Origin of the sequence: Rothia terrae, from assembly GCF_014705925.2 — a bacterium.
GTDB classification, from domain to species: domain Bacteria; phylum Actinomycetota; class Actinomycetes; order Actinomycetales; family Micrococcaceae; genus Rothia; species Rothia terrae.
This window is the reverse complement of record NZ_CP061539.1, coordinates 954,734-976,848: the sequence shown is the minus strand read 5'-3', so window position 1 is coordinate 976,848 and position 22,115 is coordinate 954,734. Positions and strand designations below refer to the sequence as shown.

The 22,115-nt window shown below is 52.5% G+C and carries 22 protein-coding genes, 1 other RNA gene and 1 pseudogene; 7 read left to right on the top strand and 17 right to left on the bottom strand.

What is annotated here, in order from left to right; genetic code table 11:
• Positions 1-27: 27 nt before the first annotated feature.
• Together IDM49_RS04520 and IDM49_RS04515 are read right to left on the bottom strand one after the other, a co-directional pair.
• Positions 28-1,101 carry a hemolysin family protein gene (locus IDM49_RS04520; protein WP_190725178.1) on the bottom strand — a complete coding sequence of 358 codons (1,074 nt, stop codon included), beginning with the start codon at positions 1,099-1,101 and terminating at the stop codon, positions 28-30.
• Positions 1,098-2,435 (bottom strand): hemolysin family protein, encoded by a 1,338-nt coding sequence (locus IDM49_RS04515; protein ID WP_190725177.1) that lies wholly within the window; start codon positions 2,433-2,435, stop codon positions 1,098-1,100. The genes IDM49_RS04520 and IDM49_RS04515 overlap by 4 nt, the downstream gene beginning before the upstream one ends.
• 607 nt (positions 2,436-3,042) lie before the next feature.
• On the opposite strand from IDM49_RS04515, the gene IDM49_RS04510 reads away from it, so the two are divergent.
• The 3 genes from IDM49_RS04510 (at position 3,043) to IDM49_RS12540 (ending at position 7,879) form a co-directional block, all read left to right on the top strand.
• A complete protein-coding gene (locus IDM49_RS04510) occupies positions 3,043-6,816 on the top strand; it encodes a multifunctional oxoglutarate decarboxylase/oxoglutarate dehydrogenase thiamine pyrophosphate-binding subunit/dihydrolipoyllysine-residue succinyltransferase subunit (RefSeq protein WP_228008190.1) in 3,774 nt (1,257 codons plus the stop codon).
• Positions 6,817-7,031: 215 nt separating this feature from the next.
• Positions 7,032-7,631 carry a GDSL-type esterase/lipase family protein gene (locus IDM49_RS04505; protein WP_168613736.1) on the top strand — a complete coding sequence of 200 codons (600 nt, stop codon included), beginning with the start codon at positions 7,032-7,034 and terminating at the stop codon, positions 7,629-7,631.
• Between the two features lie 173 nt (positions 7,632-7,804).
• Positions 7,805-7,879, top strand: a complete 75-nt coding sequence (locus tag IDM49_RS12540) for a 50S ribosomal protein bL37 (RefSeq protein WP_095343185.1) — start codon at positions 7,805-7,807, stop codon at positions 7,877-7,879.
• An 84-nt stretch (positions 7,880-7,963) separates the two neighbouring features.
• Here IDM49_RS12540 and rsrA read toward each other — a convergent pair whose 3' ends face one another.
• Positions 7,964-8,224 (bottom strand): mycothiol system anti-sigma-R factor, encoded by a 261-nt coding sequence (rsrA, locus tag IDM49_RS04500; protein ID WP_190725175.1) that lies wholly within the window; start codon positions 8,222-8,224, stop codon positions 7,964-7,966.
• A gap of 6 nt (positions 8,225-8,230) precedes the next feature.
• Positions 8,231-8,863 (bottom strand): sigma-70 family RNA polymerase sigma factor, encoded by a 633-nt coding sequence (locus IDM49_RS04495; RefSeq protein ID WP_190725174.1) that lies wholly within the window; start codon positions 8,861-8,863, stop codon positions 8,231-8,233.
• A 303-nt stretch (positions 8,864-9,166) separates the two neighbouring features.
• On the opposite strand from IDM49_RS04495, the gene IDM49_RS04490 reads away from it, so the two are divergent.
• The 4 genes from IDM49_RS04490 to hisN all read left to right on the top strand — a co-directional run bounded on the left by IDM49_RS04490 (position 9,167) and on the right by hisN (position 13,129).
• Positions 9,167-9,679, top strand: coding sequence for a DoxX family membrane protein (locus IDM49_RS04490; RefSeq protein WP_190725173.1), 513 nt, complete (start codon positions 9,167-9,169; stop codon positions 9,677-9,679).
• A 169-nt stretch (positions 9,680-9,848) separates the two neighbouring features.
• On the top strand, positions 9,849-11,210 hold the full coding sequence (aroA, locus tag IDM49_RS04485) for a 3-phosphoshikimate 1-carboxyvinyltransferase (RefSeq protein ID WP_322745991.1): 1,362 nt from the start codon (positions 9,849-9,851) through the stop codon (positions 11,208-11,210).
• Positions 11,210-12,298, top strand: a complete 1,089-nt coding sequence (gene rsgA, locus IDM49_RS04480; RefSeq protein WP_190725171.1) for a ribosome small subunit-dependent GTPase A — start codon at positions 11,210-11,212, stop codon at positions 12,296-12,298. Before aroA ends, rsgA begins: the two co-directional genes overlap by 1 nt.
• A gap of 30 nt (positions 12,299-12,328) precedes the next feature.
• Entirely contained in the window at positions 12,329-13,129 is an 801-nt protein-coding gene (gene hisN, locus IDM49_RS04475; RefSeq protein ID WP_190725170.1) for a histidinol-phosphatase, read from the top strand.
• Between the two features lie 62 nt (positions 13,130-13,191).
• On the opposite strand, the gene IDM49_RS04470 is transcribed toward hisN, so the two are convergent.
• The 13 genes and pseudogenes from IDM49_RS04470 to IDM49_RS04410 form a co-directional block, all read right to left on the bottom strand.
• A complete protein-coding gene (locus tag IDM49_RS04470; RefSeq protein ID WP_190725169.1) occupies positions 13,192-13,611 on the bottom strand; it encodes a hypothetical protein in 420 nt (139 codons plus the stop codon).
• 132 nt (positions 13,612-13,743) lie between these two features.
• Positions 13,744-14,838, bottom strand: a complete 1,095-nt coding sequence (locus IDM49_RS04465; RefSeq protein WP_190725168.1) for a class I SAM-dependent methyltransferase — start codon at positions 14,836-14,838, stop codon at positions 13,744-13,746.
• A gap of 111 nt (positions 14,839-14,949) precedes the next feature.
• Positions 14,950-15,323: a transfer-messenger RNA gene (gene ssrA / locus IDM49_RS04460) on the bottom strand.
• Between the two features lie 159 nt (positions 15,324-15,482).
• Entirely contained in the window at positions 15,483-16,109 is a 627-nt protein-coding gene (locus tag IDM49_RS04455; RefSeq protein WP_190725167.1) for a DUF4190 domain-containing protein, read from the bottom strand.
• A 26-nt stretch (positions 16,110-16,135) separates the two neighbouring features.
• On the bottom strand, positions 16,136-16,627 hold the full coding sequence (smpB, locus tag IDM49_RS04450) for an SsrA-binding protein SmpB (protein ID WP_168613746.1): 492 nt from the start codon (positions 16,625-16,627) through the stop codon (positions 16,136-16,138).
• Between the two features lie 22 nt (positions 16,628-16,649).
• A complete protein-coding gene (prfB, locus tag IDM49_RS04445) occupies positions 16,650-17,762 on the bottom strand; it encodes a peptide chain release factor 2 (protein WP_190725166.1) in 1,113 nt (370 codons plus the stop codon).
• Positions 17,763-17,863: 101 nt separating this feature from the next.
• Entirely contained in the window at positions 17,864-18,331 is a 468-nt protein-coding gene (locus tag IDM49_RS04440) for a pilus assembly protein TadG-related protein (protein ID WP_168613748.1), read from the bottom strand.
• Positions 18,328-18,798: a pilus assembly protein TadE gene (locus IDM49_RS04435; protein ID WP_190725165.1), complete on the bottom strand. Its 471-nt coding sequence runs from the start codon at positions 18,796-18,798 to the stop codon at positions 18,328-18,330. Before IDM49_RS04435 ends, IDM49_RS04440 begins: the two co-directional genes overlap by 4 nt.
• Positions 18,779-19,174 carry a TadE/TadG family type IV pilus assembly protein gene (locus IDM49_RS04430; protein WP_168613750.1) on the bottom strand — a complete coding sequence of 132 codons (396 nt, stop codon included), beginning with the start codon at positions 19,172-19,174 and terminating at the stop codon, positions 18,779-18,781. Before IDM49_RS04430 ends, IDM49_RS04435 begins: the two co-directional genes overlap by 20 nt.
• 4 nt (positions 19,175-19,178) lie before the next feature.
• Positions 19,179-19,367, bottom strand: a complete 189-nt coding sequence (locus IDM49_RS04425) for a hypothetical protein (protein WP_228008231.1) — start codon at positions 19,365-19,367, stop codon at positions 19,179-19,181.
• Positions 19,368-19,418: 51 nt separating this feature from the next.
• A complete protein-coding gene (locus tag IDM49_RS04420) occupies positions 19,419-20,351 on the bottom strand; it encodes a type II secretion system F family protein (protein WP_190725164.1) in 933 nt (310 codons plus the stop codon).
• On the bottom strand, positions 20,348-21,202 hold the full coding sequence (locus tag IDM49_RS04415) for a type II secretion system F family protein (RefSeq protein ID WP_168613753.1): 855 nt from the start codon (positions 21,200-21,202) through the stop codon (positions 20,348-20,350). Before IDM49_RS04415 ends, IDM49_RS04420 begins: the two co-directional genes overlap by 4 nt.
• Positions 21,199-22,020, bottom strand: a pseudogene (locus IDM49_RS04410) (CpaF family protein); the annotation flags it as partial. The pseudogene IDM49_RS04410 and the gene IDM49_RS04415, both read right to left, overlap by 4 nt.
• Positions 22,021-22,115 lie beyond the last annotated feature (95 nt).

Sequence of the window (22,115 nt, the reverse complement as noted above, 5' to 3'; positions counted from 1 at the left end):
CCTTCCCTAGACTTTTCTCAGTGAGCCTTACACCCTGTTCGCGGCTTCACGCCTACGAACGTGCTCCTGCGTGGTGTCTTTGATTTCGCCCACCAGCTGTTCCAGAATGTCCTCCAGGAAGAGAACACCCAAGCTGACGCCGTCTGCAGAGACCACATGCGAAAGATGCGCCCGGTTACGCTGCATAGCTGCAAGCGCGTCGTCAATCTCCACATCCGGGCGAAGAATCGCCATCGGACGCAGGCGTCCCCACGGGATATTTTCATCGCCACGAGAACCAACGTATGCAAGCATGTCCTTGACGTGAACGTAGCCCATATAGGTACCGTCCGCCGCATCCTGCATCACAAAACGGGAATAGCCGGTCTGTGCACAAGCATGCTCAATATCGTTGGGGGTGCACGGGAAGTCAAGGGTGACCACCTTTTCGCACTCCACCATGATCTCTTCCACCTTTTTAGAGCTAAACTCCAAAGCACCAGAAAGCACACCTGTTTCATCTTCAACGGTGCCTTCTTCAGTGGAATGCTTCACGATATTCTGAAGCTCATCCAGGGTAAAGGTCGATGAAACTTCATCCTTAGGCTCAATTTTCAAAGCCTGCAAAGCATGGTTCGCCAACCAGTTCAAGAACACGAGGATGGGCTTGAGCAGACGCGAGAAGAATACCAGCGGCGGTGCAAACCAGAGAGCGATACCCTTATCGGTCAGCGAAACAGACGCGTTCTTGGGCACCATCTCACCGAAAATAACGTGCAGATAGGTCACGATAATCAGGGCAATCACAAAGCTGAGAGTCGCCACGATTTCGTAAGGAATACCGATGGCTTCTAGCGGGCCAGCCATGAGGTGTTTCAAAGCCGGCTCTGAAACATTCAAAATCAGCAGCGAGCAAACAGTAATACCCATCTGGCAGGTAGCCAGCATCAAAGATACGTGTTCAATCGCAAACAGTGCCGTCTTCGCCCGCTTGTTACCGGCTTCCGCCAGAGGCTCGATCTGTGAGCGTCTGGTCGACATAATCGCGAACTCAGCTCCCACGAAGAAAGCATTACCCGCCAACAAAACAACCAAAAGACCAAGTGCTAACCAGTCATTCATGCGCGCACGCTCCCTTCTCGTGTTGAACTAGCTTCAGGGGTGGGAATAAAGCGGATTCGGTCGACACGACGCTGCTCCATAGTTTCGATGCGCAGTGTTCCGCCTTCTACAGGTACGGTGTCGCCTACCTCAGGCACGCGTCCTAACGCGTACATCATGAAACCACCCATGGTCTCAAAGGCAGGGTTCTCTTCAATATCCAGCTCATCGATGTAATCAGAGATTTCATCGGGGCGCAGAAGACCGGAGAACATCCAGTCTTCGTTACCCATGTGCAGGGGGCGTTCTTCTACGTTACCTGAGTCGTGCTCGTCAGAAACTTCGCCAACGATTTCTTCGACGAGGTCTTCAAGAGTGGTCATACCCGCAGTGCCACCGTACTCATCGAGAACGATAGCCAGCTGCAAGGCACCCTCGCGCAGCTGCAACAGCAAGGAGTCAAGGTGCACCGTTTCGGGAACACGCAATACGTCTTCCATCAGCGCACCAGCTTCTAGATTAGGGCGCACATCTTCAGGAACACCGATAGCTTTTTTCAGATGGACGACGCCAACAACGTTGTCCTGGTCTTCGCGATAGAGAGGAAAACGCGAGTGACCGGTGGTACGCGCCATCTCAACGACGTCCGCAACCGAAGCGGTGTCTTCAAGCATGATTGCCTGGCGGCGCGGGGTCATCACGTCTACAGCTGTCAGCTCTGCAAAGGATAGTGTCTTATCCACAAACCGTGCGGTATCTGAATCCAAGGTGCCTTCAACGGCTGATCGACGAACCATCGATGAAAGCTCTTCGGGAGTGCGAGCACCAGAAAGCTCTTCTTTCGCCTCCAACCCAAAGAGATGCAAAATTTTGTTGGCTCCCCCGTTCATGGTGCGCACCAGCGGGTTCATAATTTTGGTGAACATCAGGTGATAAGGTGCCAGGGCACGTGCAGTGGGGTAAGAGACAGCAATCGCCATATTTTTGGGAATCAGCTCACCAAGCACCATAGATAAGACGGTGGCTACACCCATTGAGAAAATCAAGATAAGGATGCGGGCAGCCGATTCAGGAAGACCCCAGCTAGATACTGAGTCAACCACTAGAGCCTGGAGTGCAACGTCCAAGGTGTAACCGGTGAGCAGGGTTGTGATGGTAATACCCAACTGGCACGAGGACAGCTGGGTTGACAATGTCTTGAGACATTTTAAAACCGCAACTCCCTTGGTATCGCCATTGTCAATTTTTTGCTGGACAGCTGACTGGTCCAAAGCAACCAGTGCGAATTCCATTGCAACGAAGAATCCAGTGCCAAAAATCAGCAAAATACCAACGAGAAGAAGAAGCCATTCCATTTAGCGAATCCCCCTGTTGCGAGGGCACGAATGTGATGTAAAAACGGGAGCCGGATATCCAGTGACTCTGGCATCTGCGCTGAGCGCATGATGCTGGTGTGGGCGGCAACTAAAAGAGTCGTCCATAATGCCCCAATTTTAATCAAAGAGTGAGTGCTATTCCTAGTATTTGTTCTGCGAGGTTCGTTACGGATGCGTGTGTTTGCCAGGGGCGTAAAGGTGGGGTTTATTCTGAGCCAGTTCAGTACGTGAAAGGCCTTTGCGTGTCACGGCAGTTAATATTTTAGAATTTTTTTCCAGACACAAAAATAGGTAAACCCACTCAAAACCAATTGTTTTACAGGGTCAAACCCACAAATAAGCATGGGTATCGTGTGGTTTGTTGCTCTTTGACCTGAACTCCCCTGCCTGAAACTTATTTTTCTGCGCGAAATAATGTTTCTTTATGCCTCGGTGCCTTTCGTCATATAGCTCTTGGGTTATTAGACTGGTCTCAAGAGACGAAGCTGACCCGTTCGCTTGGATACCCAGATACCTTCCGAGGCATGGTTCGAAACCAAGCAACTCGACGGCGTTCAAACCCCACATCGAATGGAAGAGGCTAAACGTGCCAAACCAGTCAGAAAGTCGCTGGCCAGAAGAATTTGCTGGTAACGAGTGGTTCATTGATGAACTATTTGAAAAGTACCAGAACGATAAATCATCAGTTGAGCAGTCCTGGTGGCCATTGTTCGAAGCAGAACTGAAGAAGTCCGGTAGCTCAGTATCCGCACAGTCTTCAGAGAAACCTGCACCGGCAGAGAAAAAAGAAGATCATCACCCTGATCCCAACAAGGTCAAAGAAACCGCACCGGCTCAGGCAGAACCCCGCCCAGTTGCGCCTACCGATGAGGGTGAACAGGTCAAAAAGGCAAGCGGTACTGTGTCTAAAACCGAAGAGAAACTGAAGAAAAAAGAGGCGACCGTGGCACCTTCTCAGGAACCTGCAGAAGAAAAGAAAGAAACAATTTCTACCTTGCGCGGTCCCGCAAAGGCAGTTGTAACCACTATGGAAGAGTCACTGACTGTTCCTACCGCGACCACTGTTCGCGCAATTCCCGCCAAGGTTCTCATCGATAACCGCACCGCGATTAATAATTATTTGGCTCGTACTCGCGGTGGCAAGATTTCGTTCACTCACATCATCGGTTACGCCATTATTCGCGCCCTTGCGAATTTCCCGTCTATGAACGTTACCTTTGGTGAAGATGAGAAGGGTCGTCCCGCCGCTATTCAGCCCGCTCACGTCAACTTCGGTTTGGCTATTGACCTTCCCCGTCCCGATGGAACCCGCAACCTGGTTGTTCCCAACATTAAGGGCGCTGAAGAGCTCTCCTTCGCAGAGTTCTGGGAGGCATACGATGACATCGTAAAGCGCGGACGCGATGGCAAGCTCACTGTTGAGGACTTCCGTGGCACCACTGTCTCACTAACCAACCCCGGTGGTATTGGTACCGTCCACTCGGTCCCCCGCCTCTCAAAGGGCCAGGCCGCCATCATTGGTGCAGGTGCTTTGGACTACCCGGCAGAGTACCGCGGCGCATCCGATAAGACTATTGCTCGCGCTGGCGTTTCAAAGATTCTCACCCTTACCTCAACCTATGACCACCGTGTCATTCAGGGTGCAGGATCCGGTGAGTTCTTGAAGATTATTGAAGGCTACTTGCTGGGTAACGAGGGCTTCTACGATGAGATTTTTGAAGCCCTTCGCGTTCCCTTTGAGCCCGTTCGCTGGGCTAAGGACAACCAGGTTGACCCCGCAACTGAGGTTTCAAAGGTTGCTCGCATCCAGCAGCTCATTCACGCTTACCGTGTTCGCGGTCATTTGATTGCACAGACCAATCCGCTGGGCTATGAGATGCTCACACACCCGGATCTGCGCATTGAGAACTACGGTTTGACTCTGTGGGATTTGGATCGTTACTGGCCTACCGGCGGCTTCGGTGAGAAGGACACCTTGCAGTTGCGCGCGATTCTTGAATTGCTCCGCGAGGCCTACTGCCAGACCGTCAGCGTCGAGTACATGCACATTGAAAACCCCGTCGAGCGTAAGTGGTTCCAAGATCAGCTGGAGCACGGTTACTCCAAGCCCAGCCGCGAGGAGCAGTTCCGTGTACTGGGTAAGCTCAACGCTGCAGAAGCTTTCGAGACTTTCTTGCAGACCAAGTACCTCGGTCAGAAGCGCTTCTCGCTCGAGGGCGGCGAATCCTTGATTCCCTTGCTCGACTACATCATTTCTGAAGCTGCTGATGATGGTATGTCTGGTGTTGCTATCGGTATGGCTCACCGCGGTCGTCTGAATGTTCTGACCAACATTGCGGGCAAGTCATACGCACAGATCTTCCGCGAGTTCGAAGGCGAGATGGATCCGCGCATCACCGGTGGTTCGGGCGATGTTAAGTACCACTTGGGTACCGAGGGCACGTTCACCTCAGATAACGGTAACCAGACCCAGGTTTACCTGGCTGCTAACCCCTCGCATCTTGAAGCCGCTGACCCCGTGCTCGAAGGTATTGCCCGCGCTAAGCAGGATAACCTTGCAGGTACCGGCGCTAAGGACTACCCGATTCTGCCGATTCTCGTTCACGGCGACGCAGCGTTCGCTGGTCAGGGCATTGTCTTTGAAACCTTGCAAATGTCACAGCTTGAGGGCTACAAGGTTGGCGGCACCGTTCACGTGATCGTCAACAACCAGGTGGGCTTCACCACCACCCCGTCAGATGGCCGTTCATCGACCTACTCCACTGACTCGGCTCGTGCTATTCAGGCACCGATCTTCCACGTCAACGCAGATGATCCCGAGGCAGTTGTTCGTGCAGGTCACCTGGCATTCGAGTACCGCCAGCGATTCAACAAGGACATCGTGATCGACCTGCTGTGCTACCGTCGCCGCGGTCACAACGAGGCTGATGATCCTTCGATGACCCAGCCCAAGATGTACAACATGATTGAAGAGTTGCCTTCAACCCGCAAGATTTACACCGAGTCTTTGGTAGGACGCGGCGATATCACCCAGGAAGAAGCAGAGCGCGTACTCAAGGACTACCAGTCACGTCTGGAGCAGATCTTCACTGAGACCCACGAGGCCCAGTCATCGTCTGCTCCCCTGGTCACCGCTGATGCTGCGGCTGTTGCTAACATCGAGCGTCCGGCTGCTCAGCAGTCAGAGGATTCAGTTCAGGAAGCCGGTTCAACCGCAATTTCGGCCGATACTCTCAAGCGCATCGGCGATTCATTTGCGGCTGTTCCCGAGGGCTTCACTGTTCACAAGAAACTCAAGAAGCTTTTGGAACAGCGCACCGCAATGGCAACCGAGGGCGGTATTAACTGGGGCTTCGGCGAGCTCGCTGCTTTCGGTTCCTTGTTGCTGGAGGGTATCGACGTGCGTATGTCAGGTCAGGACGTTCAGCGCGGCACTTTCGTACAGCGCCACTCTGTCCTGCACGACCGTTTGACTGACGAAGAATGGACCCCGCTGGCTCACCTGAGCGAAGATCAGGGTAAGTTCAGCATCTACAACTCACTGCTGTCTGAGTACGGCGTGCTTGGCTTCGAGTACGGTTACTCCGTCGAGCGCCCTGACTCACTGGTTGTTTGGGAAGCTCAGTTCGGCGACTTCGCTAACGGCGCTCAGACCATCATCGATGAGTTCATCTCTTCAGCAGAGCAGAAGTGGGCACAGCGTTCATCACTGGTTATGATGCTTCCTCACGGCTTTGAGGGTCAGGGCCCTGACCACTCATCAGCTCGCATCGAGCGTTACTTGCAGCTGTGTGCAGAGAACAACATGACTGTTGCTATGCCCTCCACCCCGGCATCGCACTTCCACCTGTTGCGCAAGCACGCTCACTCGCGTCCTCACAAGCCCATGGTTCTGTTCACTCCCAAGCAGCTTCTGCGTCTCAAGGCAGCAGCGTCATCGGTTGAGGACTTCACCACCGGCAGCTTCAAGCCTGTTATCGAGGATCAGGGCAACCTGAATGCTTCAGAGGTAGACCGCTTGATCCTGGTCTCCGGTCGTCTCTACTACGACTTGGAGGCTGAGCGCATCAAGCGCAAGGACACCAAGACTGCAATTGTTCGTGTCGAGCAGCTCTACCCCTTGCCTCTTGAAGAAATCAAGGAGCAGATTGCCCAGTACCCCAACGCAGAGTTGATCTGGGCACAGGATGAGCCTGCTAACCAGGGTCAGTGGCCCTTTATGGCTCTCAACCTTCTGCCCCATGTTGGTTACAAGATGAGCTTGGTATCACGTCCCGCTTCAGCTTCACCGGCTGCCGGTACCGGACGTCGCCACCAGGCTGAATTGGACAACATCTTGGCTGAGGCGTTTGACCGCTAAACTCTAGCTTAGAAGCTACTCACAAAATGCCCCGTACTGTCGTCTTTGACGGTACGGGGCATTTTGTACAGCAAATACAGCTTCATAGAGTTCACGAACTTAAGTAAATATGTACTAGGTTTGGCACGATAACGCGCGTGCCTTGTATTCTGTATGTAAGAGTAAAAGTGGGCACGTGAAAGTGCGCATTTCAGTCAACAACAGAAAAGGTTCTCGTGGATCAGCGAAACATTCGAATTGTAGCAGTGGGTGATGAGCTGCTCTCAGGCGTTGGAGATCCCCGCGCCCTGGGTTGGTTCGGCCGCGTCATGGCACGCACCCCGCAGAATATCGCATCGGTTGCAGCTTACAATTTGGCGGCACCGGGCGAAGGTAGCGAACTGTTGAATAGCCGCTGGTTTGAAGAGGCGGCTCGTCGTTTTTCGCAGGGTGCTGATAACCGCCTAGTGATTGCACCTTCAACTTTGGATGTTGATTTGGATATCACCAGCGCTCGTTCACGTTTGAACCTTGCGAACATGGTCGATATGGCCTCGCAGAACAATGTGAAGGTCTTGGTCGTTGGTCCTCCCCCGACACTGGACGCTGAACGCAACCGCCGTATCGCTGATTTGTCAGCGGCTTACGCTGATGTTGTGACTCGCCGAAACCATGTCTATGTTGATACATTCAACCCGCTGTTGCATCACGAGCAGTGGCGCAATGACTTGGCAGCTAATGACGGACGTCCCGGCCAGTCAGGCTACGGTCTGATGGCGTGGCTTGTTTTGCACCGCGGCTGGTACTCCTGGTTGAATCTGCCTGAGCCTGTCTAGGGTTCGGTGTGAGCCGTCCCGCTGTTTTTTGTGCACGGTTAAAGGTGCATTCACCTGTTATTTGTGCGAAAATGGACGGCAGTGCTGTGGCTCATTTCTGCCGCAGCAGTACATTCGGTTGTAACCCGTCTTTTGGGTTGCGGTAGAACCGTAATTTGTAGAAGGAGGCTCTCATGAGCAAGCGCGGTCGTAAGCGCAAGGACCGTCGTAAGGGCGGCGCAAACCACGGTAAGCGCCCCAACGCATAAGGTACCTTGAATACTTTTCAGGCGCCGGTTAGATTCTTTAGAGTCTAACCGGCGCCTGGTTTTTAACAGGCAAATGAGCTTCGCCTATGCTTTATTTTTGATTTCGTCGATGCTGATACGAATTTTGTCTTTAAGTTCTTGGGGTGCTTTTTCACAACAGGAGCGTTTAATAGCTTCGCGAATCATGACTTCAAGGTCGTGTTCCTGTGTGCAGTCGGTGCACTCTCCCAGATGTTTTTTGAAGGTTTCAACGTCTTCTTTGCTGACGGCACCATCAAGGTACTCATAGATTTTGTTGATTTCTTGCTCGCAGCAGTTCTGCGATTTATCTGATGAATCGGTCATTGCAGGTTATCCTTTCTGCGAGTTGTTGGTGGTGATGCCGCGTTCGCGGGCGTAGTCAGCAAGGGAGTCGCGCAGTAGCTTGCGTCCTCGGTGTAGTCGAGACATAACGGTGCCGATGGGGCTGCCCATGATGTCTGAAATTTCTTTGTAGGAGAACCCTTCAACATCTGAGTAGTAAACGGCCATACGAAAATCTTCGGGGATTTCTTGAAGGGCACGTTTGATGTCGGTGTCGGGTAGATTATCCAACGCCATCATTTCAGCGGATTTCAGCCCCGATGAGTCGTGCTGACTTGCTTGGGCTAGCTGCCAGTCTTCGACAGAGTCGGTGTGAGACTGCTGGGGCTCGCGCTGGCGCTTACGGTAGAGGTTGATGTACGTGTTCGTGAGAATTCTGTACAACCACGCTTTGAGGTTAGTACCCGGCGTGTACAGGTGGAATGAGGAATACGCTTTCGCGTATGCCTCTTGCACGAGGTCTTCAGCATCGGTGGGGTTGCGTGCCATGCGCAGAGCAGCTGCGTAGAGCTGATCAACGTACTGCATCGCGTCCTTTTCAAAACGAATTTTGCGTTGTTCGGCTGTTTCCGTGGCAAGATCTACCGGTGTCTCGTGCTTGGCAACGGTGGGTGCTGTCATTGGCTTTCCTTTTGCTCTTTCCCGATGGTAGAGCCTTGTACTCACAGGTTGTTGAATGTGAGGATGCGTGAAACATCTGTTAGGTTCAACCCTACGGCATGCGGGTTTATTCCCGGGTGAGGCATCGTGTTAGACAAACCATTCTTTTCATAAGACACCCCACCTTTCTTGAGGCTGAGTACTCAAGAAATCTTTGCTGAAATCGCGATTATTTTTAGTCGAATACTGCCAGCAAGCTTATGATGGTGGGTAGAGGGGATTTTCTCGTTATGATCCCCGACCATCGACACTTAGGAGTGTTTTATGTCAGTAGTACGTCGTCTCGCGCGTCCCGCGCTTGCATCTAGCTTTATTCTCTCAGGCGTTGATCGTTTGAAGGACCCCGCTTCTGCAGCTCACCTTGAAAAGGCTGTTTCGCTTGCAGCTTCCACTTCACCTTACTTGTCAGTTTTGAAGGGTCAGGAGCGTTTGGTTGGCCAGGCTCTTGCCGGTTCACAGGTGGCTGCAGGTTCACTGTTTGCGTTGGGCAAGCTCCCCCGTTTGTCATCAACCGTTTTGCTTGCGACCGGTGCTGTTAATGCTTACCTCGAGTTCATGACAACCGAGCATGACAGCAAGGAACAGAAGTCAGCTCGCGTCAACAACCTAGTGAAGAATTCATCGCTTCTTGGTGCTATCGCTATTGCTTCGGTTGACACCGACGGTAGCCCTTCACTTGCTTGGCGTGCAAGCAAGCTGAGCGACAAGGTTGCTAAGAAGTCTGAGCAGATTTCTTCAGATGTTCTGGATAAGGCAGATAACCTTTTCCATAGCTAATCTTTGACTCTTGAGAGAGTTGGCTCCGCGCTGAGACGGTATTTAGGATTTTTCTTATTTGGCCGGCTCGGCGCGGAGCTTTTTGTATGCCTTGTGCCAGCGTAAAATAGGCGTGATAACTAAAGACAGCGTTACGTTGATGCACGTGATGAGAAGTGAGGTTTGTATTTTGGGTTCTGCAGAGGTTGCGCTGATGCCCGGCGACTGGTTGGCACCGCGATTTGTAGCACGTGGCGGTCATGCAACCGTTGCTGTGCCCGGTTCGAAGTCGCTGACTAACCGCTATCTGCTGTTGGCAGCGTTAGCGTCCTCGCCTTCAGTAATCCATGCACCTCTTCACTCTCGCGATTCTGCGCTGATGATTTCTGCGCTGACTTCTTTGGGCGCACAGTTTGAAGAAATTGAGACTGGTTCGGTCTTCGGTCCTGATCTACGAGTAACGCCGTTGAACCGTGCCGCTAATCTCGGCAGTGTTAGCGTGGACGTTGGTTTGGCAGGAACGGTGATGCGTTTTGTGCCGACTGTTGCTGCGCTGGTCTCAGGTGATATCCATTTTGACGGGGACGCGCATGCTCGTGTTCGCCCTATGGGACCGGTCATCGATGCCCTGCGTTCGTTGGGTATTTTAGTCGAAGATGACGCCCGCGGTGCGTTACCGTTCACTGTCTCTGCTAGCGGATCAGTAGCTGCTCGTGAGCTAGAAATTGACGCTTCGGGTTCGTCTCAGTTCGTCTCGGCGCTGTTGCTGGCTGCCAGTTCCTTTAATAACGGTCTGGATCTGCAACATGTTGGTGCGTCCATTCCTTCGATGCCGCATATCGAAATGACGGTTGATGTCTTGCGCTCGGTAGGTATTGAGGTCGATGACTCTCAGCCGAATCGTTGGATTATTGAACCGCAAACCTTTGAGGGTTTTGAAGTAACTGTTGAACCCGACCTTTCAAATGCAGGCCCTTTCCTTGCCGCCGCTGTAGTCACAGGTTCTCGTGTCAATGTCCCGTTATGGCCTGCTAAAACCACTCAGGGTGGGGATCATTGGAAGAAGATTTTGCCTCTGTTTGGTGCCTCGGTGGAACTTACTGCTGAGGGGTTGACCGTGACAGGTCCGGCTGAAGACAATCTTTCAGCGTTACCTGAAATTGACCTAGATTTGTCAGAAGCCGGCGAGTTGGCGCCCACCGTTGCGGCGCTGTGCGCATTGAGTCCGCAACCTTCGACTCTACGCGGCATTGCGCATTTGCGTGGGCATGAAACTGACCGACTAGCTGCGCTCACCACCGAGTTCAACAAGTTGGGGGCTCGTGCAGAGGAAATCGAGGATGGGATCCGCATCCTCGGCCCTGTCCAGCACGGTGGTAGGTTCAGTACCTACGCTGACCACCGTATGGCCACAGCCGCAGCTATTATTGGGCTCGCCGTTGACAACGTTATCGTTGAGAACGTTGCAACGACCGCAAAGACCCTGCCGAATTTCACCGGCTTATGGGAAACCATGCTAGAGAACTTTTCATCAACAGGTAAGGCTGACTAATGCGACGAAGCTGGGATGAAAGCGACGTTCGCGTCCGCCCCAATAAAAAAGGCTCACGTCCTCGTACCAAAGACCGTCCTTCGTACGATAAAGCGGAGCTCGGACGAATTATCACCGTTGACCGCGGCCGTTACACTGCTGTTCTCGATGAGAACACCGATAGCGAGCGCACTGTCACAGCGGTACGAGCTAAAGATTTGCGCAGGACGCCGGTGGTTCCCGGCGATATCGTGGGGCTAGTCGGTGATACCTCAGGTAAGCCCGATACTCTGGCGCGTCTTGTCACCATTCAGGAGCGTACGTCATTGCTGCGTCGTAGCGCTGACGATACTGACCCGGTGGAACGCGTTGTTGTTGCTAATGCTGATCAGCTCGTGATTGTGGTGGCAGCTCAGAATCCCGAGCCGCGAACGGGCTTTATTGACCGTTCAATCGCAGCTTCCTTTGATGCCGGTATTACCCCGGTCTTGTGTATTACCAAAACGGATCTCAAGCATCCCCAAGAGCTTCTTGATTACTATGCCAATACCGGTCTTCAGATTGTGCTCTCTAAATCTCTCGACGGTTTAGCGCCGAGTGAAGAGAATACTCAGGGTTTAGATGCTTCGCTGGTGGAGCAGGTAAGTGAGCATCTACAGGGGCAGGTTTCTGTTTTGCTCGGGCATTCGGGCGTTGGTAAATCGACCCTGGTCAATGCTCTAACGGGCGCTGACCGTGCCACGAGCCATGTCAATGCCCATACGGGGCGAGGACGCCACACGTCCTCTTCTGCTCTCGCTGTGCGTCCTGCTGAGCGAACTGCCGGTACTTGGATTATTGATACACCGGGCATCCGCTCCTTTGGCTTAGCGCACATTGAACCGGAGACTATCGTTGCCTCGTTCGAGGACCTTGCTCCCGGTTCAGCGGATTGCCCCAAGGGTTGCGAGCACTCCCCTGCCTCTGCCGGATGCGGCATCATCGCCTACGTCAACAGCGGTCAAGCTGGAGACTCCGGGCAAGCTCGCCTCGAATCGCTTCAAAAACTTTTGAACGTATCTACCGAAACCGATGCTGATTCTGAAAAAGAACTCGGTATCGTTCTGTAACAGACCTTTACTCACACACGAAAAGTAACCATGAAATCATCTAGCCAGTACACCGAAGACCTCCGCTTGGCTCACATTATTGCCGATGCCGTGGATAGGCTCACCCTGACCCGCTTTCAAAAACAAGATTTTACGGTTGAGACTAAACCTGATCTCACCCCTGTTACCGAAGCGGATAAAGAAGCCGAGCAGCTGGTGCGTTCGCAGCTCTCCCGCGTCCGTACCCGTGATGCCATTGTGGGCGAAGAATTCGGGGCAACCGGTGCTTCACCGCGCCAGTGGATTATTGATCCCATTGACGGTACCAAGAACTTTGTGCGCGGTGTGCCAGTGTGGGCCACCTTGATTGCTCTTGTTGATAACGGTAAGCCAGTTGTGGGTGTTGCTTCTGCTCCCGCTCTTCAACGACGCTGGTGGGCGGCTGAAGGAACAGGCGCGTATACCGGCCGTTCGCTGGCTAATGCAAAACGCATCTCGGTGTCAGATGTTACTAACCTCAGCGATGCCTCTTTCTCATATTCTTCTCTTTCGGGTTGGAAGGAACTGGGTAAGCGTGATGAGTTTATTCAGCTGACCGACGATGTTTGGCGTACTCGCGCCTACGGCGATTTCTGGTCGTATTGCATGGTTGCTGAGGGGGCTGTTGATTTTGCGGCAGAACCTGAATTGGCTCTGCACGATATGGCCGCGTTGGTACCCATTGTGACTGAGGCAGGCGGACGCTTCACCTCATTGGACGGTGAAGAAGGCCCCTTTGGTGCTAACGCTCTAGCATCTAATGGTCACCTGCATGATACTGTTCTGCGTCGCATCGGAACATCAAACAGCTAACTAAACCGTGTAAAAGACAAAAATGGCGGGTGTACTTGGTGAGTACAACCGCCATTTTTGCGTTAGAAATCAATGGTGATAAAAAGTACCGCAAGCGACAGGGCGATGAGAGTGCCTAACACCCCACCAATGATGCCAATCCAGGCACACACCTTGGTTTTGCCTGCGTATATTGTCTGAGGGTATCGACCGAGTTTGACCAGAGCAACGATACCGAGCACCACAGCTGCGACCGACGGTATGGCGGTGAGTCCGAAGATTCCGCTGAGTCCTGTTAGCGGCATGAATATGGTCAGGATGAGCGAGGTGACCGATGCAAAGGCGTAAAACCAGCCTGCCCCTCGTTTATCGCGAGGAAACTCACCGAGAGGGCGGCGGTACTGTGCCGGTATGCGATAGCCTGCAGGTTCGCCCGGTGTTGTCATATCGTAGGGATGCTGAACAGGAGCCATCTGAGGTTGCAGTTGAGGCTGGGTCGACATCTATGATCCTTCTAAAGATTTGAAGCTATCTGATGTTCACTAGCCTACAGGGCTAGGGGTGTAGGACGCGATAACCCGCACCTACTTTTGGGTGTGCTCCGAGCGATAAGGCAGCGACAAGCTCCTACAGAACTACTTTGCTGACGCTGTGGTCGCCCGCAAAACCGTAAATTTCGAGTTACGGGCTAGCTGTTCTACAGTTGCAAAGTTTTTATCGAGCAGCCCGCGATAGCGCAGGTGAGAATTATGTACGAGAAAGAGATTTCCTCCCGGTTTGAGTACTCGATGCGCCGCTTTCACCAGTTCCTCGTATAGGGACGCGTCAACCCTCGTACCCTCGTGGAAAGGCGGGTTGAGAACCACAGTATCTACCGATGAGTCATCAAGAGAACGGGCCGCATCGTCCCAGATTACCTGCGCCATGTTGTTCTCTACATGCTCATGCAGCGTCATTCGCGCCGACACCACCGCGTCCGCCGAAATATCGGTAGCTATGCACTTAATTCCCGGTACCGCTGTAAGGAGGTCAAATGAGACTTGACCGTTGCCGCAACCAAGGTCAAGGACGCGCCCACCGGTTAGCAGATAAGGTATAACGGTTTCAGCCAAGAGAGTGCCGCCGTGATCGCGACTAGCCGAGCCGAAGACGCCTCCGACGCCGTAGCGTCCTTCGTTTTCAGCGGGCTGGTATGTACTGGTTTGCGCACTTGTCTTTTCAGTATTTCGAGCTATTAGGCAGCGGAACTTACCTTGCCCGCGGCTCGCATAAACTTCTGCAAAATGCTGACTGAGCACGTGGTTCTGGGACTTGGTCATGTGCTTGGTATTCCCCACAGCAACGAACGTAGCAGTGCCTTTCACCTGAGCCAGACAGTGGGCAATATAATCCAGCTCCGCCAAAGATTTAGGCAAACGGCCTAGCGCAATAACAGTACGAGTCTCATCCGTAAAATTCTCTGCAAAGAAATCTGGCAGGTATAGTGGATTATCCATACCGGCAACCAGCACGTTGGATGCTGCCTCCTGGTGGGAAACCCGCTGGGCAGACACCGCCTGAGAAAAACTACGGGACGCTACATACACACCATTGCTGGTCTCTCGAACAGCATCAAGACTGAAGCGAAGCAACGCACCGTCAGGATCATCAAAAACCACAAAATCGCCGTTTGCATCAGCAATTTCGTCGCTGAGCACAGACAGCAAAACCTCATCAATTCGAGCAGTCATAACTTCGCCCCCCCCCCAAGCACCGCACCCCCACGGGCGACAGTTTAACTCATTATTCACACCTACAAAAATACCTCGGTGCGATTCAGCTGAACCACACCGAGGTAAGAAAAGTGGAGATGCGGGGAATCGAACCCCGGTCCGATGCGACCTCGTCAGGTCTTCTCCGTGCGCAGTTTGCGTAACGGTTAATTTTCGGCTCCAGCATTTGCACAAACACACATGCTGCCGAACCTATTCGTATAAGTGTTCCTTCTATCCCTACGACGAAGATAGAAAGCAGTGGCCTTTTAAACTGATACTGGTAACTGAGCTAAAGGCGAGCTCAGGCCAGCAGATTCGCTAGTCGCGCTTAGGCAGCGAGAGCGAAGTCAGTGCGCTTAGATTCTGCACTTATTTTTTTACAGAGAGCGTTTACGAGATAACTCTGCATCCTCGGCACGCTTCCCCTGTCTCAACCCGCATCGTCGAAACCGATCATCCCCAATATTTAGTTCTCAAAGAACATACGCCAAAAAGTTATCAGCTGTACTCTTACCTAAGATAGAGCGCCGGGCCATTAAGGCGTTGAGATATAAATATACCCCCGCCTCCCCTATTTTTCAAGAGGATGCGAGGGCATGAGCATTGTCAGTCGCTAAAGACTACTTACCCATGTTGTTGTTGATGTGGTCGTTCATGCACTGCTCCAAAGCAGCCTGGTCGTTGAGGTGATCCTGGCAAGCATTGTAAGCATCGAGACCAGCGCCACCGGCAATGATACTCAGAACAAGCATACCTGCACCCAGCAAGGTTGCCAGGATGCTGGTGATGATACCTGCGATAGCCAAGCCCTTCGAGCCGTGGGACTTCTTGAGCTTAACGATTGCTACGATACCCAGAATCAGACCGATGAGACCCAGCAGGCCACCGAAACCCAATACCCAGAAGGTCAACAGACCCAGGATACCGAGAACCAGTGACGCAATAGCCAAACCGCGGCCATTGGGCTTGCGGTTGTGCATTACGTACTGATCGTTGTGGTTGCCGTTGTAAGCCGGCGCCTGGGCGTAGTTATTGTTGTAACCGTCGTTGGTGTAAGCGGTGTTGTTCTGTGCGTAGTGGTTCTGGTTGGTGTACGCGGAATCCTGCGAACCTGCTGCAACTGAGCTACCGCTATTGTTGCTGTAGCCTGCGTTGTTGTATGACGCTGAGTCACGGTTTGCAGAAGTGTCACCGTATGAACCGTACGGTGAGTTTGAGTTGCTGTTCGGGGTGTTATCTTGAGACATTATTCTCTCCTTAGTTTCGCCTCGGACTAGCCCAGGTTTTTATACCGCATTGCTCTTCGCGCTTCGAGGTTATCTTGACGCTCACGCAATGCTTGGCGTTTGTCGTAGTCGCGCTTACCGGTGGCAAGAGCGATTTCAACTTTTGCTCGACCATTAGAAAAGTAGAGTTTGAGGGGAACAACGGTGTAGCCGCTTTCCCTCAGCTTTTGGTCAATCTTATTAATTTCAGTGCGGTGCATCAGTAGCTTGCGACGGCGCCTGGCTGCGTGGTTTGTCCACGAGCCGCGTCCGTACTCGGCGATATGAATGCCTTCAAGCCACAGTTCACCGTTATAGGTTTGGCAAAATCCGTCGGTTATAGAGGCCCCGCCATCTCGTAGCGATTTAACCTCTGTCCCCATTAATACTAAGCCAGCTTCCCACGTGTCTACGATATTGTAGTTGTGGCGTGCCTTCTTATTTTGAGCGATGATGTGATTATTCGGGTCTTTTGTACCCGCTTTTTTCTTCTGTGCCATCTTTTCCTTCTAAATTCTGTCTCTACGCTTCGTTGCGAGAAGCTGCTCGCCAGCGAATACCGGCATCAATAAAACCATCTAGAGCCCCGTCAAACACCGATTGCGGGTTGCCTTCTTCGTAGTTGGTTCGCAGGTCTTTAACCATCTGGTAAGGGTTGAGCACGTAGGAGCGCATCTGGTCTCCCCACGAGGCTTTCACATCGCCCGCAAGCTCTTTTTTCTTTGCGTCCTCTTGCTCCTTACGCAGCAACAATAGGCGCGATTGCAAAACGCGTAAAGCAGCTGCGCGGTTTTGAATCTGCGATTTTTCGTTCTGCATGGAGACCACGATGCCGGTGGGAATGTGCGTCATTCTAACGGCAGAGTCGGTGGTGTTGACGGACTGACCGCCGGGCCCCGATGAGCGGAAAACATCAACTTTAAGCTCCGATTCGGGGATTTCGATTGCTTCCGTTCCTTCGATCAGCGGAATGACTTCGACAGCAGCAAAGGACGTCATGCGTTTACCTTGGCTGTTGAAAGGCGAAATGCGCACCAGTCGGTGGGTACCCGCTTCAATGGAGAGCCGCCCAAAAGCGTAAGGGGCCTGTACCTCAAAAGTCGCTGACTTAATACCGGCTTCTTCAGCATAGGACGTATCAAGTACCTGGGTTGGGTAGTTATTTTTCTCAGCCCACCGCAAGTACATGCGCAGTAGGGTCTCCGCAAAATCAGCCGCGTCCACGCCGCCAGCACCCGAACGGATGGTCACCACAGCTTCGCGCTGATCGTATTCGCCCGAGAGCAAGGTGACAACTTCAAGTTCTGCCAGCACTTTGCTGATATCGCGAAGCTCAACTTCAGCTTCGGTCAGCATTTCAGGGGCGTCCTCAGCATCAGCGAGCTCCACCATAACCTCAAGGTCATCGATGCGTGACTTGAGTGTTTCTAACCGTTCCAGTTCGCTTTGCTGGCGCGAAAGCTGTGAGGTAACTTTCTGAGCTTGATCGGGGTTATCCCATAGGTCTGGCGCGTTGGCAGCCTCAGAAAGTTCCGCTATGGATGCCTTGATGGCATCAACATTCGACACCTCTTCAATAGATGAATAGGTGGAACGTAAGGTCTTAATTTCAGCGGAAAAATCGATAGAAGCCATGACTATTAACCCTATCGGATAAACGCTGAACTATGCGAGCTTTCAGGCGTGAGCGCCCTCAAACTACCGGTTTTTACGCTGTGAGCGCGAGAGAGTAACGCTTACTGGTTGACGGTGATGCGAGCGCTACTTTCAACGCTGATAGGCACCCCGTTGGGCACGATAAAGGATACCAGCGGTGGATGAGCAACTGCGGCTAAGCCCACCTGAGCGGTTGACGTATCAGAAATACCGGTGGGCGCTACCAGCTGAAGACCGTCGAATTCTGCGTAGGCACCAGTTTGAGCGAGGAATTCCTGCGATGTACCTGAAACCTTTTCGCTCGTGAGTACAGGGGTTGGACGCTTGCCGCGCTCCCCTTGCAGCCCGGCAAAATTCTGCACGGCAGAGGATGCGGTCTGATCAGCCAGCGCCTGCAACTTTTGTTTTTCGAGATAGACGCCGGTAACACCTGTAACAACGGAAGCAACCAGCAAAAGAATCGCGCACAGTCCAATAAGTAGCAATAAAATACTGCCCTGGTCTTTTGGCTCATCTGCGGGGAGCTTTTGAGTGAGTTTAACGATCATCTGTATTTGCCTCCCCAGCTGGTCGCAGAGGAATGAAGTTCAGCAAAACCGCCCGGAGCTATCCACGGAATCACCGGCAAGGTAGCTTGCACCGTTACATCTACACGAATGGGCGACTGATCAGAACAGCCACCATCACAGCTCATACTCACTGACATATTTTCGGGAGCAACCTTGAAATCTGCGGCGGCAAGTTGCGCAGCCCCAGTCAAGCCTTGCGAGGTAATCTGATCTCGCGGAGTGGATGCAACTAACTGCACCGCCTGCTGACTTGCAGCATTGGCTGCCAACGCGGCGGACTGGACCTGAAATACTGCCAGCAAAAAATAAACCGTGGGAATCATAAGCATCAACCCCAGCACCACGAACTCAATCATGGCATTGCCAGCCTCCGCATCTTCTCCGCATCGCGCTGGCTCTCCGCTGAGCTGTTGAGCACTGGATGTGTTATCGCTGCAAAGCTGCATGACCACTCACCGTCAAAGTATGTGGAACCCCAAACGGGCCAATAATAGGCAAAGGAGCATTAACCCGCATCTCAAGCATCTGGACGCCGCCGTGGTTCACGACCTGATAACTCACCTCGGTCGTTCCACCCACCGGCAGATTGTCGTCAAGTAACTGACGGGTTCTCACAGCACCATCCTCATAACTCCTATCAAGCAAAGTCCCATACCTAGCGCCGGAGGCCGCCGCGTCCACCATCATATTGCGGGTATACAGCACAAAAGCTACCTGCAATACACCCGCAAACAGCAGAACAACCAGCCCAATCACCATCACAAATTCGGCAGTGGCGTTACCCGCTTCTGCCGAATTCGATGATTTCGATGGATTAACCACAGAACTAGCCGCTCACCTTAGCCATAGCGTTTTGGAACATTGCCACCAGCGCATCCTGAGCAACGACCAGCAAGGCAGCTACAAGGATCGCGGTCATCATGGTAATCATGACCCAGCCGGGAACATCGCCGCGCTCGCTATCATCATCCGTAGCCAAGAAAGCGAAGAAACGGGCTACGAATACCTGAAGCATCAGAAGGATTTTCATGGTTATTTACCTTTCGATAATGGATGTGTGTAGACGTCACAGATTGATTTGTAACAGCGAAATTCCGGGGAAAATCGCAAAAACCACTGTGAGTGGAAGAATAAAAAATACGACGGGGACCATCATGGCAATCTCTTTCTTGCCGGCGGCTTCCATGAGTTCTCGTTTAGCAGCATCACGAACATCTTGAGCTTGAGCCCTGAGGACGTCCGAGAGCGGCGTGCCGCGTTCAATAGCGACAACGATGCCATCGACGAATCTTGCAAGCGCTGCAACAGATGTACGCTGCGAAAATTCTTGTAAGGCAGGAACAAGACCATCACCGGCTCTTGTTTGAGCCAGAATCTTATTGAACTCGGTAGAGAGCTCACCGGAGGAAACTCTGCACACACGCTCCAATGCTGCAACAGCAGACTCACCGGCAGTCACCGATAAAGCCATCAATTCAGCGAGCGCAGGGAACTCGGCCAGCATCTGCTTCTCACGTTTTTTGATGGTCTGAGTCAGCCAGTAATCTCGAGCCAAGAAACCGGTAACAGCGCAAGCTACTGACAAAATCAATGCTCCTGCGACGGAGACTCGCCCCTGTATCGCTGCCAGACCCAATAAAGCCACAGAAGCTATGAAGGCGATAAAGCCCCACACCACTTGTTCCGCGCGGTAATCAGCGGTGGTCTTAGGTAGATTCGCCTGTTCTAGCCGCTTCTCTAGCAGATGCGTATTAGCTGATGTTTTGTTCAGCTTAGAGACGGCATCTGTAATGAACGGCAATAACAGCTCATAGAACCCATCCCACATACCTTTGGGGTTAGTTTTAGTCTCTTCTAAAAGAGATGCCTGCAATTCTGACGACCGCATATATGGTGCGATTCGGTCACTGAAGTTCAGGGTTCGAACGGCCTTCACACTTTGAAAAACCAGCCATAGACCGCTTGCCAGAATCAGCCCAATAATGATGGTCCAGTTCATGCCAGCACTCGTTTCTCTTGCGGTAATGCACCGAGTTTTAACATGAGCACGTACGCGAAGATGGTGACAGTAAGACCACCTAGCATGACCACAAAGCCGGCAAAAGAGTTATAGATTTGTACAGTTCCCGGTTGTGTTGCCATCAGACAAAGAATGAGCCACGGCGCAAAAGAAGCTAGACGCGCCGCGTTCACTGTCCATGACTGGCGCGCTTCAAGCTCTGAGCGGGTTCTCGCGCTCTCTCGAAGGAACTCACTCAAGGTACCTAGCAACCGTCCAAGATCTGTACCGCCCACTTCACGAGTTACCTTGAGAGCTTCGATGATGTTATCTGCGGTGGGATCGGAAAGTCGGTCTTTCAAACGGTTCAGGGAAGACACAAATTCACCGCTTGCCCGATAATCGCGGGAGAAAACCTCAAAAGCCGGACGCAGGGGTTCAGGCCCGCGATACTGCAACTGCATGAGAGCTTCTGGCAGTGAAAGACCTGCACGGATAGCTGAGCGAAGATGATCAACGACATCTGGCCACAGCTCACGAATCTGCGCCTGGCGCTTGTTTGCGCGCCACCCAATAATCAGCCGTGGCAGGATGATTCCCACGAGAAACAGGAGCAACGCAAGATTATAGAGACCTGTCGCAGCCAAAGTCAGCAGGGCAATAATGACTCCGCACATCACAGACATGGCGTAGAACAAGGACGGGCTAACCCTCTCAACCCCTGCTTGTTGAAGCAATGCCAGAGTTGGTGATGTATTTTTCGGCTTCTTCTCTCGCGTGGTCAACGGCCAGAAAGACCACCACACTAAGAAAGTACCTAACCCCGTCAATAATCCAACAAGGGCAATCATTTCAACACCTCAGAGGTCAGCGAAGGCAACACTGCGTCTGCTCGGTAACCGGTGCGTTCAAACTTATATGCAGCGGGTAATTCTGATGCCACACATGTCAGCTGCCCTGATTCCAGCTGGAAAACCGTTGAAGTCTCGATGACATTGTTTTCCACGCGGTTGCCCAGAGCAACGATCTCAAGCACGCGGCGACGCCCCCTGCGGTCTCGTTGGCAGTGAACCACGAGATCGAAACAAGAAGCGACGGTCGGCACAACGAAGCTCGATGAAATATTCTCGCCCGCTAACAAGGGCAGGGTGCAAATCTTGGTGATGGCATCTCGCGCTGAGTTTGCGTGGATGGTTCCCATTCCGGGCAGTCCAGAATTCAGAGCAATCAGCATGTCTAGAGATTCTGCTTCACGAACCTCACCGATCAGCATACGGTCGGGGCGCATACGCAAAGCTTCTTTGACCAACCGACGCAGTGGGATTTCACCCTTGCCTTCAAGGTTGGGCTGTCGGCACTGCATTCCAACGACATCGCGTAGCGGTACATTCAACTCAAAAATTTCTTCACAGGTCACCACACGTTCACGAGCGCCAATTGATGCTGATAAACAGTTCAACATGGTTGTCTTTCCGGCTTGGGTAGCGCCGGAAACAAGAATATTCAGACCGCTTGCCACTGCCGCGTCCAAAAATGTTGCCGCTTCTTTGCTCAAAGAACCAAGGGTTACCAGGTCATCAAGTCGACGGGCACGGGCAATGAATTTACGAATGTTGACCGACCAGTGCTTACGGGTGACGTCAGGGATTACTACGTGAAGGCGAGACCCGCCAGATTATATATAGGCTTTGAGCCTACCTTCTTAAAAATCCCCTGATAGTGAGTGCAACAACGTCAGTAACAGTATTACCCCTGTTGCAAGTT